This window comes from Poritiphilus flavus, assembly GCF_009901585.1.
Taxonomy (GTDB): domain Bacteria; phylum Bacteroidota; class Bacteroidia; order Flavobacteriales; family Flavobacteriaceae; genus Poritiphilus; species Poritiphilus flavus.
The window spans coordinates 58,287-74,254 of sequence record NZ_WXYO01000002.1; the positions used below are offsets into that span (position 1 = coordinate 58,287).

Genomic DNA, 15,968 nt, shown 5'->3' on the forward strand with positions numbered 1-15,968 from the left:
ATACCAATGGGAATAGATATCAGGGCCACTTACTCAGCTAGAAAACAATCTTAAAAATTCAAGGTATAGCCAAGTGTTATGTTTGTATTGGTACGATTGACCAGTGCCGGAGTAGTTACACCAACATCAAATAGCTGCTGGTTGACTTCCTGCTCCGAACGGCTGAATGCAAGGTCTAACCGACTTCCTCCAAAATTAAATCCAATACCTCCTGAGAATCCGGTCAGGTCTCCAATGGTAGTTTCATCTTCATAAGGGCTTTGTTCCAAACGGTATCCACCTCTTAGACTAACCGCATCGATACGGTATTCGCCTCCTACCCTGAAAGTAGAAACCGGACGCAGCTGTTCTGCGATCACCTGATTCACCTGGGCAAAGCTGGGATCTCCTGAAGGCCTCAACTCCGCTTCAGTAAAATCCTGGTATCCGTAATCGAAACTAAGTAGTCCTTCTTTACCGAATACTATGGCAAGGCTACCTGTAAGTTTCGCAGGGGTCTTGACCCGGTATTCTTCAAAGAGGTTGATAATATTAAAATCAATGAAGTTTATCTCATCGTCCGCAAGGTCTGAATTGATTCGCTGAGAGGTATCGTCTGTAAGCCTGTACCATGTTGGGGATTGATAGCTTCCTCCCACACGGATATTATCGTTGAGTTTGGCAATGGCCCCAACAGTGAACGAATAGCCGTAACCTTCGGTTCGCAGGAAGTTATCAAATCTTGTGGTCTGAATAGGGGATGCAGGGTCATAGCCTGTCTCGTCAAAGAGGGTTACCTGTTCATATAGTACGGAATGAAAGTTGGCGGAGGCCCCCAGGTAAAGATTATCCTGGTACTGACCCGCCAGGTTTATAGTGAACTTACTGTTAAATCCTGATGTAGACCGGAAGTATTCCTGGTTTACTGTGCTGTATTGAGCATTGGAAACATATTCCGTATTGTCGTTATTGTCGGGATCAACCGGATCTATTAATCCTCCAAAATATCCAAGGAAGGCTTGCTGGGTGCCAAAGCCGAAGCTGGAGCCTATGTCCAGATAGGCCTCCTCGATGAATTCACCGTCCTGCAGCAGCAGATTACCGAAAGGGGTACCCTGGGCAAAACCAAGGAAATAACCGTCAATTCCCTGGTTGCTGTTCCCGGAGACCAAAAACTCATTGTCAAAGTTATTTACGAGGTCATAGTTAAAAGCCAGGGAAACTTTTTTCCAATTGGTATCTCCGTTACTTTCGAATACAAAAACACCTCCAACCTGGTTCAACTCAATGGAGTTGAGCTCATTGTTGGTGAAGCTGTTAAAATAGGTAGCCTCATTATCAGTATTGTAGTTGCTACCTGTTATGGTGATCAGGCTGTGATTGAATACAGCCGAACCCGCGGGGTTAATATTGATCGCGGACATGTCTCCTCCAAGCGCTCCAAAAGCGCCACTCAGGGCCTGAAAACGTGCAGTTCCCTGTAAATTTTCGGTACTGTATCTCAGTACATCGGTAATGTTCTGGGCATTCGCCGCTGTACATACCATAGCCATTATGAAAACAATATATCTTTTCATTATATCAAGAATTTGCTAGTAACTGTTAGTAGGGTATTAAGACCTTCTTCCGCCGCCTCTTCCACCGGAAGACCTTCCACCGGAAGAACGCGATCCTCCGCCGGAGCTTCTGTATCCACCAGAACTTCTGGAACCACCTCCGGAGCTTCTAAAGCTTCCTGAACTTCTGGAACTTCTTCCTGAACTTCTGTAGCCGGAACTTCTTGGAGCGCTGTTCCTGGATCCGCTGTACGAACTCCTCGAACCGGTACGTCCTGAACTCCTGTAACTCGAAGAAGACCTTGAGCCTCTTGAGTAGGCAGAACCGCTCGACCTACGTGTGGCACTGGAATAGCTCCTTCCGGATGTTGTACCCGAAGAAGAACCTCTTCTATAGGTGCTGCTCCTCGGGGAATTTCCCCTGTAAGACTGAAATGAACGTGAAGAATTGTATCGGGGTGCCGATCGAGTACTTCTGCTGGATCTATAAGACCTGTTTCTCGCGATAGCATCCGCACTGACAGACCTTCTTGCGGTAGTTCCGCTTCTACTATATCTGCTGCTACGGGAAGTCGCACCGCTCCTGCCAATATTAGATCTTCCACTGTTAGTTCGATAACGTGAGGTATTTCCACTTGTCCTGGCACCCAGATTAGAACGCCCTCTAAGGGAATTCGATGCCAGCGCGTTATTTCCGTAATATCCACGTCGGCTTCGGTTGTAACCAAAATTGTTATAGAAGCCTCGTCCGCCTCGTCCGTAGTAAGGATAGCCCCAGCCTCCTCCCCAGATTCCGGCATAGCCCCAGTTGTTCCAGCCCCAACCCCAGGCTCCGCCCCAGCCCCAGTTGTTCCAGCCCCAGGCGCCTCCCCAGCCCCAGTTATTCCAACCCCAGCCCCATCTAGGCCAGGCATTCCATCCCCAACCCCAGTTGTTCCATCCCCAACCATTCCAAAGCCAGGGTGAGCCAAAGCCCCATCCCCAGTTGTTCCATCCTCCCCAGTTGTCGTAGACATTTATGGTAACATTGCTACCACTGTCTCCCCAACCGGCATATCCATTATAGTCGTTGTTGGATTCAAAATAGTTTTCTCTGCTGTCTAGTTCGAGGCTATCACCTTGTACACCGCTGTAGTAGTCATCCACATCGGTGAAGATCTCATCATCATCCAGGATCCTATCCAACTCATCGGCCTTATTGCCAAAATAATCACCATAAACACCGTCACTTTCCTTTTCCTGAGTTTGAACCCTGGGTCTTGTTTGCTGTGGAGCACGCTCCACCACAGTAACCCGTTCGGTACCCTCAGAGTAAATACCGTCGTCGTAATAGGAAGCCTGCTGGTAAGAACCGCAGGAAACCAGTACCAAAGACAGCAAAACGATCAGTGTGGCGTTTAACGCTTTAGGTTGGGGTAGTGATTGCACCATGGTCGTAAATTTATATTGTTGAACATACTAAAAATAGTTAGTTTTACCGAACTATTTTTGATGATTAAGTCACAAGTTTTGTGCCAAAGTACTTTTAATGGGTAAAAATTTAACGAAGCGGAGCGAAGACTATTCCAAATGGTATAACGAGCTCGTGCTAAAGGCAGACCTTGCCGAAAACTCAGGAGTTAGAGGATGTATGGTAATCAAGCCCTATGGCTTTGCGATCTGGGAGAAGATGCAGGCGGGCCTGGATAAGATGTTTAAGGAAACTGGCCATGAAAATGCCTATTTCCCAATTTTTATTCCAAAGTCCTACCTGAGCAAAGAGGCCAGCCATGTTGAGGGCTTTGCCAAGGAATGTGCCGTGGTTACCCATTATCGCCTAAAAAACGCCGAAGACGGGAGTGGCATTGTAGTAGACCCTGAAGCTAAGCTGGAGGAGGAACTGATCGTAAGACCTACCTCTGAGACCATAATCTGGGACACTTACCGAAAGTGGATACAATCTTACAGGGATCTGCCATTACTCATCAACCAATGGGCTAATGTGGTGCGCTGGGAAATGCGAACCCGACTCTTCTTAAGGACCGCCGAGTTTCTCTGGCAGGAAGGACACACTGCTCACGCCACAAAACAGGAGGCCATAGACGAAGCCGAACTGATCCTGAAGGTGTACGCCACCTTTGCTGAAGAACATATGGCCGTACCGGTGATCCAGGGGATCAAAACAGAAAGCGAAAGATTCGCAGGAGCAGTTGAAACCTATTGTATTGAGGCCCTGATGCAGGATGGAAAGGCGCTTCAGGCAGGGACCTCTCATTTCCTCGGCCAGAACTTTGCCAAGGCCTTTGATGTAAAATTCGCCAATAAAGAAGGGAAGCAAGACCACGTTTGGGCTACTTCCTGGGGGGTTTCAACCAGACTGATGGGTGCCCTGATCATGACACACAGCGACGATAATGGGCTGGTATTGCCCCCGAAGCTCGCACCAATACAGGTTGTGATCGTTCCTATTTACAAAGGACTGGACCAGCTTGATGCCATTTCTGAACGCGTAGCGCCTTTGGTAAAAGAACTCCGGTCTAAAGGGATTTCCGTAAAATACGACCATCGCGATACGCACAAACCCGGATTCAAGTTCAACGAATATGAGCTGAAGGGTGTGCCTGTGAGGCTTGCTATAGGGCAAAGGGATATGGAGAACAATACCTTTGAAGTGGCCAGACGGGATACCCTTGAAAAAGAGACAGTAGCCGCTGATGATCTGGTAGCCAGAATAGAGACATTGCTGGAAGATATACAAACGAATATCTATGAAAAGGCCCTGAATTTCAGGGAAGCGCATATCACTACTGTTGATACTTATGACGAGTTTAAGGAAGTGCTGGAAGCGAAGGGAGGATTTATCTCGGCACATTGGGATGGAACGGCTGAAACCGAGGAACGAATTAAAGATGAGACCAAGGCAACAATTCGATGTATTCCACTTGATGGGGATACTGAGACCGGAAAATGTATGGTAACCGGCAAGCCTTCTGAGAGGAGGGTACTTTTTGCCAAAGCGTATTGATTAGCGCGGCCGTTCTCTATACAGCTATATCCTTATGCCGATTCCTTAAAAAATTGAGTACAAGGTGTTGTGCTAGTGAAAAATAATTGTATTTTTGCACCTGCCTAAACCGAAAGTACAGGGAAAGCAGTGCGAATTCGGGAATGTTATAGTTTGTTCTTTGTATATTCGTTCATCCCATATGGTACTTAATAATGGCCCGTTCGTCTAGGGGTTAGGACGCCAGGTTTTCATCCTGGTAACAGGGGTTCGATTCCCCTACGGGCTACTAAAGTTCATTGATAATTGAAAATACTGATCCGTGCCTAGGGCCGGTTGGGATTTCAATTGTTCATTCATAGTGTAACGGCCCGTTCGTCTAGGGGTTAGGACGCCAGGTTTTCATCCTGGTAACAGGGGTTCGATTCCCCTACGGGCTACAAAAAACAAGGATGTGATTCGGAATGCACACATAAGATCTGATTCCGGTATCGCAGATGAGAAATTGTAACTAAGAATATGGCAAATCATAAGTCTGCATTAAAGAGAATTCGAAGAAACGAAGCGGTACGCCTGCGTAACAGGTACCAGCACAAAACCACTCGTAACGCGATTAAGAAGTTGCGTGGTGAAACTGATAAGAAAAAGGCAGAAGCCCTTTTACCAACCGTGGTTAGCATGATCGATAAGCTTGCAAAACGCAATATCATCCATGCAAACAAAGCGGGTAACCTGAAAAGCAAATTGATGAAGCAGGTAGCTGCATTGTAATAAACATACGGTTTCTCATACAATCTTCCCCTGAAGTATTTTTTACTTCAGGGTTTTTTGTGCCCCATATTGTCCGAGGATTTGATTTATTCCGCCTTGCAATAAACTTGCAGTTTCCAGTACCAGATTGATCCTGATGTAAAACCGTCAGGATTTTTTATGCCTTGTAGTGATCAGAGATATATTGCATTGCACTTTCCTGACTTCGGGCTGCAAAGTCTTTATAGCGCCGGTGAACATCCACGATTTCGTCCAAAGCATCTGCTATCAGCTCCTTGTTTTCCCAATGGTTCAGTGCCTCAACCACCGTTTCCAGGCACCCTTTCTTATAAGAGATCTGCCCCAAAACATGAATTAGCGTATTCCTGACCCTGCTGGTCTCATCGAACTGTAACTCCTTTAGCATATCTAGTATATCCTGTGGATGTGTCCTCCCGCGAAGTTCTATTCCGTGACAGATCTCACGCCTTACCTCTTTGTCTTCATGTTTCAGGTAAGTAGCCGCCCATTTCAAAGCTGCTTGTGGATTTTTCTGCCCCATCTTCTTCAGGGATCCGATGACTGCATTTCTTACGGAATGATGTTCATCAAATAAGGCGCGATCAAAAAGAGGTTGAACACTGTCAAAATCTGTTTTTCCGATTTCTCCGGCAGCATTTACAGCGGTTTGTCGGACTTTAGGCAGCTCTGAATGGGACAACCTCCTTAAATATTCCAATATTTTGGACTGCAATTCGCGGTTTTCAAGGTAGATCCTTTCGATATTTAGGTAGGCGGCCTTGCGTATATAGGTATCCTCATCCCTAAAGTAGTTCAAAAATGCGCCCTGCTCATTATTTCGGAGGTCGCTGAGCAATGCAGATTTTATCTTTGCAACCAGTGCCGTACGCCGAGGTTTAGAGAGATCGTAAAATCCCATAATGCGGCCGATCCTTATTGGTAGATCCGGATGATCTCCCCGTTTCCCTTACCCATAACACTGCGGATATAACCTCTGAGCATCTTTTCCATGGGGATGGGATGATGCCCGGGAAAATAATCAGCATACTTTTCTACGGCATCCTCAACCAGTCCGGAAGAGACCACATTGACCCTATGCTTGTTTTCCAACTCCAGGGCCAAAGCCTTTACAAAGCTGTGAAGAGCCCCATTGACCATGGCCGCGCTGGTGGTCATAGGAACAGGATCATCTGCAAGTATGCCTGTGGTGAGTGTGATGGAACCCGAAGGTTCCAGGTAATCTAATCCGATGCGTACCAGGTTCACTTGCCCCATCAGTTTAGAACGCAGTCCAATATAGAAGTCTTCTTCGCTTAATTCCGTGAAAGGGGCCCATTTAGCTTCTCCGGCCGTACAGATAATGGCATTTACTTTGCCAATCTCTTCAAATAAGGCCGCGATGCTTTTAGAATCGGCCAGATCCACAGAAACAGGGGCACTGCTTCGTCCCGCGACCAAGACCTCGTTGTCTTTCCTAAAGTGGTTTACAACTTTTTGTCCGATGGTTCCGTTGCCACCAACTACTACAATTTTCATATAACATTTATTCTGAAACCAATTTTCTTCTTCGCATCATCAAAAATCCCGCTATTATACATACATACATCAGGAGGATCAAGGTCAGTTGGATCTTTCTGATGTACAGGGGTTCCCTTACCATATGGATCGCACTAAAGTGCCTGTATATCTTAATTGGCAGATATCCGGTGTAAAAGATAAGCATTCCCAGGCCAATCCAGGACATCAGGTCTTTGCGATGAAACCATCGGCCACTGCGTTTTTGTAAATCCACAAAATAAAAGATTATTGCCGTGATCAATACCAGGGCACCAATGACGTAGATGCCTATTTGAGCTTCGATCATGAAGTCCTGGAACATAGGGTTGATCAAACTAACAATTAGAAATATTGCTCCTAAGATCAGAAGTAATTTTTTAATGGAACCATCCGGTAAATAGGCCCTGAAAACGTAGATGAAATACGCAAAGAAAACAATGTTGTAGATGTTGTAAATGACCATATTGTAATCCGCATAAAAGTCATTAAACACAAAACTGTATTTGTCATCATGCCTTATGATCCACCCCAATATCTCATTTAGAAAGGTATACATCAGCAATACCGGAAAGAACTTTATCGGGGTATCGTAATATTTAGGATACTTGAATAGGGCAAATAAAAGAGCTATACCGTAAGCCGGTATGGAGGAATTCTCTAAAAAATTATTCAAAAAGTCCAGAAGCGGGGCTTTTAGATCCTAATAATTAATGGGGGGGAGGTACCATTTGCGACTCATTCATAAAAGTACTCAGATTCCCCTGGAATGGGGCTGCCGCACTATTGAACTCATAAGGGATCATAGAGGCGTAAGCCCGTTGTTGGCCGCTTTCCGTGTTGCCCATTCCTTGTGGGTCTATTTCTTCCAGCTTTTTGTTCAGCAGTACAGGTACAACTTCGTCCTGGGAGAGTTCCCTGAGGTAGAACGCATAGTCCTGTTTATCCTGTAAGGTGGAAGGCACCAGTATAAACGAATTTTGCCTGGGGTGTACCACGGGTTTCCCATCTTCAAAAGTTTCCTTGTCCCCGTAATTCGAAAAATAGATCCGCAGGGTGGCTATTTCCACATTGGCCCTTGCAGCTTGCTGCTCAATATAATCCAGGTATTGTTTTAGGGTTTTATAATCGTAATAGCCGTAACGGGCCACATCAAAAGAATCTTTTTTCACCTCTGCCTGATCCTGCTGCATCTGCTGCTGTTTCTGATCGTACTCCCTGTCCCTTCCGTCCAGCGAGTCCTCGTACATCTGTATGAGTCTAGCACGCCTGTCGGTATAGGTATTGTACATTTCCCGGGCTTCTTCCACACCTACGATCTGATCAGGAGCCTTTACTTCCGGCTTCTCCCCATCCGGATCCTTTTTACAGCCTTCAAAGGATATAAAGGCAATACACAAAAGGGTCATAAGTAAAGCTTTGAAGAAAGTTCTTTTTCTCACATTTTCCATGGTTCCTTGTTTTTAAGGGTTATTGTTATCAATTTCTGAATTGGATATTGGGGGGAAGCTTTGGTTGTGATATTAAATGTAGTATATATTCTTTTGAAATCGTTTAATACCTGTGGAAATTCGATATAAGGCTGAAGGTAAAAAAAATCCCGGAAGTCTGAAACCACCGGGATTATGATTGGAAAAATATTGTTAATCCTTATTGACTCATCGTCATCAAAAACTCTTCGTTGTCACGCGTTTGTTTGATGCGTTGCTCCATAAACTCCATGGCCTCTACAGGATTCATATCCGCGAGGTATTTGCGCATGATCCACATTCGCTGGATGGTATTTTCATCGAGCAACAGATCGTCTCTACGCGTACTGGAAGAGATCAGGTCTATTGCAGGGAATATTCTGCGGTTACTGATACGACGGTCAAGCTGCAATTCCATATTACCGGTTCCCTTGAATTCTTCAAAGATCACCTCGTCCATTTTTGAGCCGGTTTCTGTAAGTGCTGTGGCTATAATGGAAAGTGACCCGCCGTTTTCAATGTTTCGTGCCGCACCGAAAAAGCGCTTCGGTTTGTGGAGGGCATTGGCGTCAACCCCACCGGATAATACCTTACCTGATGCTGGCTGTACGGTGTTATAAGCCCTGGCCAAACGGGTAATGGAATCCAACAGAATAACCACATCATGTCCGCATTCTACCAGGCGTTTTGCTTTTTCAATTACGATATTGGCCACCCTTACGTGTTCAGTCGCTTCCTTGTCAAAGGTGGAAGCTACAACTTCTCCACGAACGTTTCGTTGCATGTCCGTTACTTCCTCCGGTCTTTCATCGATCAGGAGGATGATCTGGTATACTTCGGGATGATTGGCGGCAATCGCATTGGCGATATCCTTGAGCAACATGGTTTTACCAGTCTTTGGCTGGGAAACGATCATACCCCTTTGCCCTTTCCCAATGGGGGAGAACAGGTCTATGATCCTGGTTGAGATATTGCTTTGCTTCTCCGCGAGTTTGAACTTTTCCTTTGGAAATAAGGGTGTTAGATGTTCAAATGATACGCGATCCCTGACTACCTGCGGATCCAGGCCGTTGATCTTGTTTACCTTGATCAATGGAAAATACTTTTCGCCTTCCTTGGGAGGACGCACATTGCCCAGGACGGTATCCCCTGTCTTCAGGCCAAATAGCCTGATCTGGGATTGGGAAACATATATGTCGTCCGGAGAAGAGAGGTAATTGTAATCAGAAGAACGCAGAAAACCGTAGCCGTCGGACATGATATCCAGTACACCTTCGCTTTCGATGATACTGTCAAACTCGTATTCCGGTTGCTTGTATTTATTTTTCAGGTCCTTGTCAAAGTTGCTGCTTTTTTTATCCTGGCCATTCTTACTGTGATGACCTTTTTTGGGCTGATTCTTATGCTGTCCCTGACTTTTCTGATGTTCTTTTTTAGTGTCTTTTTGTTGCTCCTTAGGTTCTTCGGATACTTGAGTTTGGGGAGCTTCAGCTACCATGGCTCCGTTGGTCTGGGAATCCTTTTTGCTGTGCTGAGCTTCTTTTTTTACCCGGGCTCTTTGAGGTCGTTGCCTTTGGGGCTTTTCTTTTTCTTCAGTCTTCTTATTTTCCTGAACTGCCTGTGGGTTACTCGCCTGTACGTCAAGGATTTGATAGACCAAATCTAATTTTTTAAGGGTTTTGAATTTAGGAACATTCAAACCCTTTGCAATTTCCTGAAGCTCGGGTAGCTTCTTTGCTTTTAAATCTGAAATTTCAAACATTAAATGATGTATAAATTCTACGTGTTACAAAAAATGAAGTGTATTGTTATTTGGGTATTACTCGGGAAAGATATCCCTTATTGGTAAGTGCTATAACGAATAACGAAGCAATAATACAAATTATTTTCAACATTTGATCGTATATGCCCCATTTATTTGAGGTTTTGGCCCAAAATTTGTGAGCCCCAATGGACTGCCCAGAACTCATTTTTTTGGGTTTTCATAGTAAGTTTATAAAAAGACACGTATTTTTGCCCTTCCAAAATAAGGCGATGATCCAACGCATACAAACAGTCTATCTTATACTAGTCGCTCTTTTAGCGGGTGGTCTGCCGTTCGGGCTATCGCTTTGGACCAATGCCGAAGGTGTACAGCAATACGCCGGCAGTGTTCTTTGGATTTCCATTGTTTTTTACGTGGTGGCAGCAATGGCTCTGCTATCCATTTTTTTATACAAAAACAGGCAAAATCAATTCTTCCTAAACAGGTTGAATATTTTGTTGAACCTTTTTTTACTAGGATTTTTCGTTTACCGATCGCTAAACTTATCCGGAGAGGCCGCGGTCTCTGAGAAGGGTATTGGGATGCTGATTCCTGTATTTTCTATCGTTTTTTTGGTCCTTGCCAATAGGGCTATTAAGAAGGATGAAGATCTTGTAAAATCTGTTGATCGCCTACGTTAAACCTAACATCTTAGTAGTATTAGTGCGTACCCCCTGACGAGCTCTGACTGGTCAGGGGGTTTGCATTTCTAGCATGCTGTTCGCTTTTTCCGGCGGATCCTTATTACTAACCGGAATCTGATTAATGGACTAGTTTGCCTCCTTATACGCTGCTCGTAACCAGATTATAAGTTCTTCGTCTACCTCGTCCGGAGCGGTAAGCTGCACCCGGTGAGTACACATGGTCCCGAAAGGGCCGGAATTACCAAGACGTCCTGAAGCGGGCGTATTCCGGAGCTTAAGGCCAAGATCAATTCTGCTCTTTGTGGCTGGTTTTATAAGTGCAAACTGTTTTTTCCTGATGATACTTACGGAGGATTTTTTGGGTGTTTTTACCACATCACCTCCAAATGTTTCCACCACTTCAACAAGCTTTTCGTAAATGGGGATCAAATTTTCCTTGCCCTGGTATTGCTTCGTTAAAAGTTCTTCAGCGCTGTCTTGCTGCTCTTTTGACAGTAAAACAATAGTGTTGGCAAAACCATGGGTAAGCCCGTGCTCCTTTTTTAGGAAATTCATAGCGTCAGAGTGTTTTGAAAATGACTTTTGACGGAGTATTTTTTTCCATTCTTCCAGGGATTTTCCCGTTTTTTCCGGCATGTTTGCGATCATGGTTTGCCTGGCTTTATCCATAACAAGTGGTTTTTAGAAATTATACATTCAGCTCTGCTTTCGTGATAACCAAAAGACGTCTAATTTCAAAGTAAAGGGATTGGCTGTTAGCGGGATAGTAAAAAATTAACCTTCGCGGTCCAGGGGGAAAAAATTGGATTCTTCTTCTTTGTGGAATTCTTGCCGTATGAATTGCCGGGGATTAAATCCGGAAAACGCCTTGAACTCTTTAATAAAATGCGATTGATCTGAGTAACCACAATCATAGGCAATTTGAGACCAGCTGATCTTCTCCTCTTTTTGAACTTTTGCCAGAATATCATTGAATCTGAATATGCGGTGAAGGATTTTAGGGGTAAGCCCACAATATCGCTTAAACTGTTCAATAAGGTGCTTTTGGGTCTTTGGATAACGCTCTAAAACCTCTTTGAATGGGATCCCAGGTTTCTGGATGAGGTCCTTGGCCACCGCGGTCATCTCTGTTGCGGGTACCTTTTTTTGATCGAAACGCGATTCCAGCCAGCGGCCCGCAGACTTAAATTTGTCCTGAGAATCCGACCCGAGCAGTAACTCGTTCCGGAAATCAAAAATGCCTTCCCCCAGGATATCCTCTGCCGGAACCACACGGTTGTTAAGTTCACTCATAGGGATATGCAGAAAAGGCATTCCACCGTAGGCTTTAAATTGCACAACGAACATTTCGGATCTGTGGTGGGCAGAAATGGAAATATGGTTTTCGTGCATGCCGGAGATCCAGACCCTCGTATAGGTCTCCTTAGGTTTAAGAGTATCGTTGTGGAAAGTGTTCCGTGGCATATCGTCCAATTCAAAAATGAGAAAGGAATGCCCTGTTGGGACCACACGTTCTATAGAGTGATCAGGAATAAAATCCTTGAAGTGAAACACCGCTTCGATGTATTCGTTAAAAGGAGCAGGAACTGGATAATGATTGAATATCAATTTCTAAGTGGTCAAAGGATCAGCTTAAAAGTACTAAAAACTCAACGCTTGCCCAATTCAACTACCTCCAGGTTCTCAATCTTCTTACCGTCTATGGTAAACCTGAGCATGGTTCTGGTCTGATGGAATCCGTGTTTACCACAAGCTCCCGGATTCATATGTAAAAGGTTGAATTTCTTATCCCACATTACTTTGAGGATATGCGAATGGCCGCATATGAAAAGATTCGGGGCTTTAACGGATATTTCCTGCCGCACCCTGGGATTGTAACGATCAGGGTAGCCGCCTATATGGGTAATCCAAACATCTACCTCTTCACAAAAAAAGCGAAGGTCCAGCGGAAATTCCCTTCGGACCTTATCATCGTCAATATTGCCGTAAACAGCTCTCAGGGGATTCAAACTGCTGAGCGCATCTGTTACCCCCAGGTTTCCAATGTCTCCGGCATGCCAGATCTCATCTGCCTTGGCCGCGTAATCCAGGATACGATCGTCCATATGCCCATGAGTATCGGAAAGTAGCAGGATGTTAGTCATATTTTAGTTGATGGTTGATAGTTGATAGTTGATGAATAGACTATTAGACCGTTCTGACAGCAAGATAGATCTAACATGGATTTAAAGTTGAAAAACAAGTTTAAGTTCAATTGATAAGTTTTGAGTTGTTGGTGATAAATTTTAAATCTTTAGCTACTGTTCACTGTTCACTGTTCACTGTTCACTGTTTACTGATTACTGTTCACTGCCAACTGAAATCGGGGTTCTAAACCCAACCCTGTGATTAAGGTAGCTGCTGGCACTGTAATTTAAAAACAGAGGGGATATTTTTTAATTTCAAATACAAGCAAATGTTCAAATTATAAATTTTGAGTTGTTGGTGTTAAATTTTAAGTTTAAAACAACAGCTCATTAATTACTGTCTACCTATTATCTACCCCTCGACTGCCCGTCCGAATGCCTTGGCCGGGCGGACGCTCGAACTGACATCGTCAACATTAACTGCTCACTGCTTACTGCCAACCGCCTACTGTTCACTGATTACTGCCCACTGTTCACTATATTTATCCTTCCTAAAGTAGCATAAATCCTTGAGATATTTTATTGTATTTTCTTATTTCGGTAAGTCGTATCACGGATGGCAACGACAACCCAATGCTCTGAGCGTTCAGGAGGTGATGGAGGATGTATTTTCTACCCTTTTGCGTAAACAGATATCACTTACAGCCGCCGGAAGGACGGACACCGGAGTGCATGCGCGAAAAATGGTGGCTCACGCGGATCTGGATCTACCTGAACAACCGGAAGAACTCGTAAGAAGGCTTAATTCCTTTTTGCCGGAGGATATTGCCGTTTATTCTTTTATTCCAGTAAAGGAAGATGCTCATGCCCGGTTTGATGCCATTGAAAGGTCTTACGAATATTGGATAAGCCCAAAAAAGAATCCGTTTTACATGGACACCGCCTATCACCTCAGAAGTCCGCTTGAGCTTTCGAAAATGAACGAAGCTGCTTCACTGCTCCTTCGGTTTGATGATTTCGAGTGTTTTTCCAAATCGAATACGGATGTAAAAACCTTTCTGTGCGATATTAAAAGTGCGGGTTGGGTCGAAGAAGAAGACCGCATAGTCTTCAGGATTACCGCGGATCGTTTTCTTAGAAATATGGTCCGGGCCATAGTGGGTACCTTACTCGATGTGGGTCAGGGGAAGATCAGCGTAGCAGATGTTAAGACAATTATAAAAAGTAAGGATAGGAGCAAGGCAGGGGTTTCCGTACCAGCAAAAGGACTATATTTGACGGAGGTAAAATACCCCGACAGGATTCTGAAAATAGATGGATAAAGATACCGGAAAAGCTTTTGATTTTAGATTGTTTAAAAGGGTAATGGCGCACACCAGGCCCTACCGGCTTACCTTCTTTGGGGTGGCTCTTTCTGCTATTTTGCTCACCCTCTTCGCGGTTCTTACGCCTTATCTGGTCAGGAGCATTATTGACGATGCGATCAGTAACAGGGATTCGGAACTATTGCTCTACCTCTCACTTGGGATGTTGGCCGTTTTGATCGGGCAAGTGGTATTCCAGTTACTTTTTAACTACTATGCGAACTGGTTGGGAGAATCTGTCATCAAGGATATACGGATCAAGTTGTTCAAAAGAATGCTGGGTTTCAAAATGCAGTATTACGATAATTCTTCCATAGGGGTATTGGTAACCCGGGCCGTGGCAGATATGCAGCGTATTGGTGAGATATTCAGTCAGGGCTTTTTTGTGATCGTAGCTGATCTGCTCAAAATGCTGGCCGCCGCTTCCATCATGCTAATCTGGAACTGGAAACTGGCACTGATCGTATTTGCGGTACTACCGGTTATACTATACGCCACCAGACTTTTTCAACAGGCGATGAAAGTTGCCTTTATTGAGGTCCGGGCACAGGTTTCCAATCTGAATTCCTTTGTTCAGGAACGGATAACCGGGATGAAGATCGTGCAGTTGTTCACTCGAGAGCGTATTGAAAGCAAGAACTTTCGCGAGATCAACGAAAAACACCAGAATGCCTGGCTAAAGACAGTTTGGTACAATTCATTCTTTTTCCCGGTAGCCGAGATCGTTACCTCTATAGCTATAGGTTTGGTGGTATGGTACGGAGGATTGCAAAACATCGCCAACATAGGTGAAAACCTGGCCGGAACTATTTTTGGATTTATCCTTTTCATAGAAATGCTTTTCAGGCCTTTAAGGCAAATTGCGGACAAGTTCAATACGCTGCAAATGGGTATGGTCGCGGCTAACAGGGTGTTTAAGATCCTGGATACGGAGAGCCATATTCCGGATACCGGAACTTTACAAAAAGACGACGTCAGAGGAACTATAGAATTTAAGGATGTTCGATTTGGATATCTGGAAGACGAAGAGGTATTACACGGGGTTTCTTTCAAAGCCAATGCCGGAGAAACCGTTGCTATCGTAGGGGCAACAGGAGCCGGAAAATCTACCATAATAAACCTGTTGAACCGTTTTTACGAGATCAACTCAGGAAGTATACTGGTGGATGGCATAGACATCAAGGACTTTAGCTTGTCCTCCCTGAGACAGCATATAGCCGTTGTTCTTCAGGATGTCTTCCTATTCGCGGATACCATCGCCAATAATATCACTTTGAGGAATGACAGTATTTCACTGGAATCCATAGAATCGGCGGCCAAACAGATCGGGGTACATAATTTTATACAGAGCCTGCCGGAAGGGTATCAATACAATGTAAAAGAGCGGGGTACCATGCTTAGTAGCGGTCAAAGACAGCTTATAGCCTTTCTCAGGGCCTATGTGAGCAATCCTAGCATACTGGTTCTGGACGAGGCTACATCTTCGGTAGATACCTATTCTGAGCAACTGATCCAGAAAGCCACGGAAAAGATCACGGAAGGCAGGACTTCCATCATCATTGCACACCGATTGGCAACCATCAAAAAAGCGGATAAGATACTGGTCATGGATGCCGGAAGGATCGTAGAGACCGGAACTCATAAAGAACTTCTAAAAAAAGGGGGTTATTACAGCAACCTCTACGAAGCACAGTTCCTGGCTGAAGAAGTTGCCTGAT

15 protein-coding genes and 2 tRNA genes are annotated in these 15,968 nt (G+C 44.7%); 7 read left to right on the forward strand and 10 right to left on the reverse strand.

The window, feature by feature from the left end; translation table 11 throughout:
• Positions 1 to 50 precede the first annotated feature (50 nt).
• Together GTQ38_RS03715 and GTQ38_RS03720 are read right to left on the reverse strand one after the other, a co-directional pair.
• On the reverse strand, positions 51 to 1,556 hold the full coding sequence (locus GTQ38_RS03715; protein WP_161434143.1) for an OmpP1/FadL family transporter: 1,506 nt from the start codon (positions 1,554 to 1,556) through the stop codon (positions 51 to 53).
• A 36-nt stretch (positions 1,557 to 1,592) separates the two neighbouring features.
• Positions 1,593 to 2,966: a hypothetical protein gene (locus GTQ38_RS03720; RefSeq protein WP_161434144.1), complete on the reverse strand. Its 1,374-nt coding sequence runs from the start codon at positions 2,964 to 2,966 to the stop codon at positions 1,593 to 1,595.
• A gap of 97 nt (positions 2,967 to 3,063) precedes the next feature.
• On the opposite strand from GTQ38_RS03720, the gene proS reads away from it, so the two are divergent.
• The 4 genes from proS (at position 3,064) to rpsT (ending at position 5,289) form a co-directional block, all read left to right on the forward strand.
• Positions 3,064 to 4,539: a proline--tRNA ligase gene (proS, locus tag GTQ38_RS03725; protein ID WP_161434145.1), complete on the forward strand. Its 1,476-nt coding sequence runs from the start codon at positions 3,064 to 3,066 to the stop codon at positions 4,537 to 4,539.
• 196 nt (positions 4,540 to 4,735) lie between these two features.
• Positions 4,736 to 4,807, forward strand: a tRNA-Glu gene (locus GTQ38_RS03730).
• 79 nt (positions 4,808 to 4,886) lie between these two features.
• A tRNA-Glu gene (locus tag GTQ38_RS03735) sits at positions 4,887 to 4,958 on the forward strand.
• 79 nt (positions 4,959 to 5,037) lie between these two features.
• Positions 5,038 to 5,289 carry a 30S ribosomal protein S20 gene (gene rpsT, locus GTQ38_RS03740; RefSeq protein WP_161434146.1) on the forward strand — a complete coding sequence of 84 codons (252 nt, stop codon included), beginning with the start codon at positions 5,038 to 5,040 and terminating at the stop codon, positions 5,287 to 5,289.
• 157 nt (positions 5,290 to 5,446) lie between these two features.
• Here the strand turns inward: rpsT and GTQ38_RS03745 are convergent, their stop codons facing one another.
• From GTQ38_RS03745 to rho, 5 genes are all read right to left on the reverse strand, one after another.
• The gene (locus GTQ38_RS03745; RefSeq protein WP_161434147.1) at positions 5,447 to 6,208 is read right to left on the reverse strand and encodes a HEAT repeat domain-containing protein; all 762 of its coding nucleotides are present in this window, start codon (positions 6,206 to 6,208) and stop codon (positions 5,447 to 5,449) included.
• A 14-nt stretch (positions 6,209 to 6,222) separates the two neighbouring features.
• On the reverse strand, positions 6,223 to 6,825 hold the full coding sequence (locus GTQ38_RS03750) for a short chain dehydrogenase (RefSeq protein ID WP_161434148.1): 603 nt from the start codon (positions 6,823 to 6,825) through the stop codon (positions 6,223 to 6,225).
• A gap of 7 nt (positions 6,826 to 6,832) precedes the next feature.
• Positions 6,833 to 7,519: a hypothetical protein gene (locus GTQ38_RS03755; protein WP_161434149.1), complete on the reverse strand. Its 687-nt coding sequence runs from the start codon at positions 7,517 to 7,519 to the stop codon at positions 6,833 to 6,835.
• A 34-nt stretch (positions 7,520 to 7,553) separates the two neighbouring features.
• The gene (locus GTQ38_RS03760; protein ID WP_161434150.1) at positions 7,554 to 8,294 is read right to left on the reverse strand and encodes a hypothetical protein; all 741 of its coding nucleotides are present in this window, start codon (positions 8,292 to 8,294) and stop codon (positions 7,554 to 7,556) included.
• A gap of 199 nt (positions 8,295 to 8,493) precedes the next feature.
• Positions 8,494 to 10,074, reverse strand: coding sequence for a transcription termination factor Rho (gene rho / locus GTQ38_RS03765; RefSeq protein WP_161434151.1), 1,581 nt, complete (start codon positions 10,072 to 10,074; stop codon positions 8,494 to 8,496).
• 272 nt (positions 10,075 to 10,346) lie between these two features.
• Between rho and GTQ38_RS03770 the strand changes: the two genes are divergently transcribed.
• Positions 10,347 to 10,757, forward strand: a complete 411-nt coding sequence (locus GTQ38_RS03770) for a DUF4293 domain-containing protein (RefSeq protein ID WP_161434152.1) — start codon at positions 10,347 to 10,349, stop codon at positions 10,755 to 10,757.
• Between the two features lie 129 nt (positions 10,758 to 10,886).
• On the opposite strand, the gene GTQ38_RS03775 is transcribed toward GTQ38_RS03770, so the two are convergent.
• From GTQ38_RS03775 to GTQ38_RS03785, 3 genes are all read right to left on the reverse strand, one after another.
• Positions 10,887 to 11,429, reverse strand: a complete 543-nt coding sequence (locus tag GTQ38_RS03775; protein ID WP_161434153.1) for a DUF4287 domain-containing protein — start codon at positions 11,427 to 11,429, stop codon at positions 10,887 to 10,889.
• A 105-nt stretch (positions 11,430 to 11,534) separates the two neighbouring features.
• Entirely contained in the window at positions 11,535 to 12,368 is an 834-nt protein-coding gene (locus GTQ38_RS03780) for a helix-turn-helix domain-containing protein (RefSeq protein WP_161434154.1), read from the reverse strand.
• A gap of 41 nt (positions 12,369 to 12,409) precedes the next feature.
• The gene (locus tag GTQ38_RS03785; protein WP_161434155.1) at positions 12,410 to 12,904 is read right to left on the reverse strand and encodes a metallophosphoesterase family protein; all 495 of its coding nucleotides are present in this window, start codon (positions 12,902 to 12,904) and stop codon (positions 12,410 to 12,412) included.
• 551 nt (positions 12,905 to 13,455) lie between these two features.
• Between GTQ38_RS03785 and truA the strand changes: the two genes are divergently transcribed.
• Both truA and GTQ38_RS03795 read left to right on the forward strand, forming a co-directional pair.
• Positions 13,456 to 14,208, forward strand: coding sequence for a tRNA pseudouridine(38-40) synthase TruA (gene truA, locus GTQ38_RS03790; protein WP_161434156.1), 753 nt, complete (start codon positions 13,456 to 13,458; stop codon positions 14,206 to 14,208).
• Positions 14,201 to 15,967, forward strand: a complete 1,767-nt coding sequence (locus tag GTQ38_RS03795; RefSeq protein WP_161434157.1) for an ABC transporter ATP-binding protein — start codon at positions 14,201 to 14,203, stop codon at positions 15,965 to 15,967. Before truA ends, GTQ38_RS03795 begins: the two co-directional genes overlap by 8 nt.
• Position 15,968: the final 1 nt, after the last annotated feature.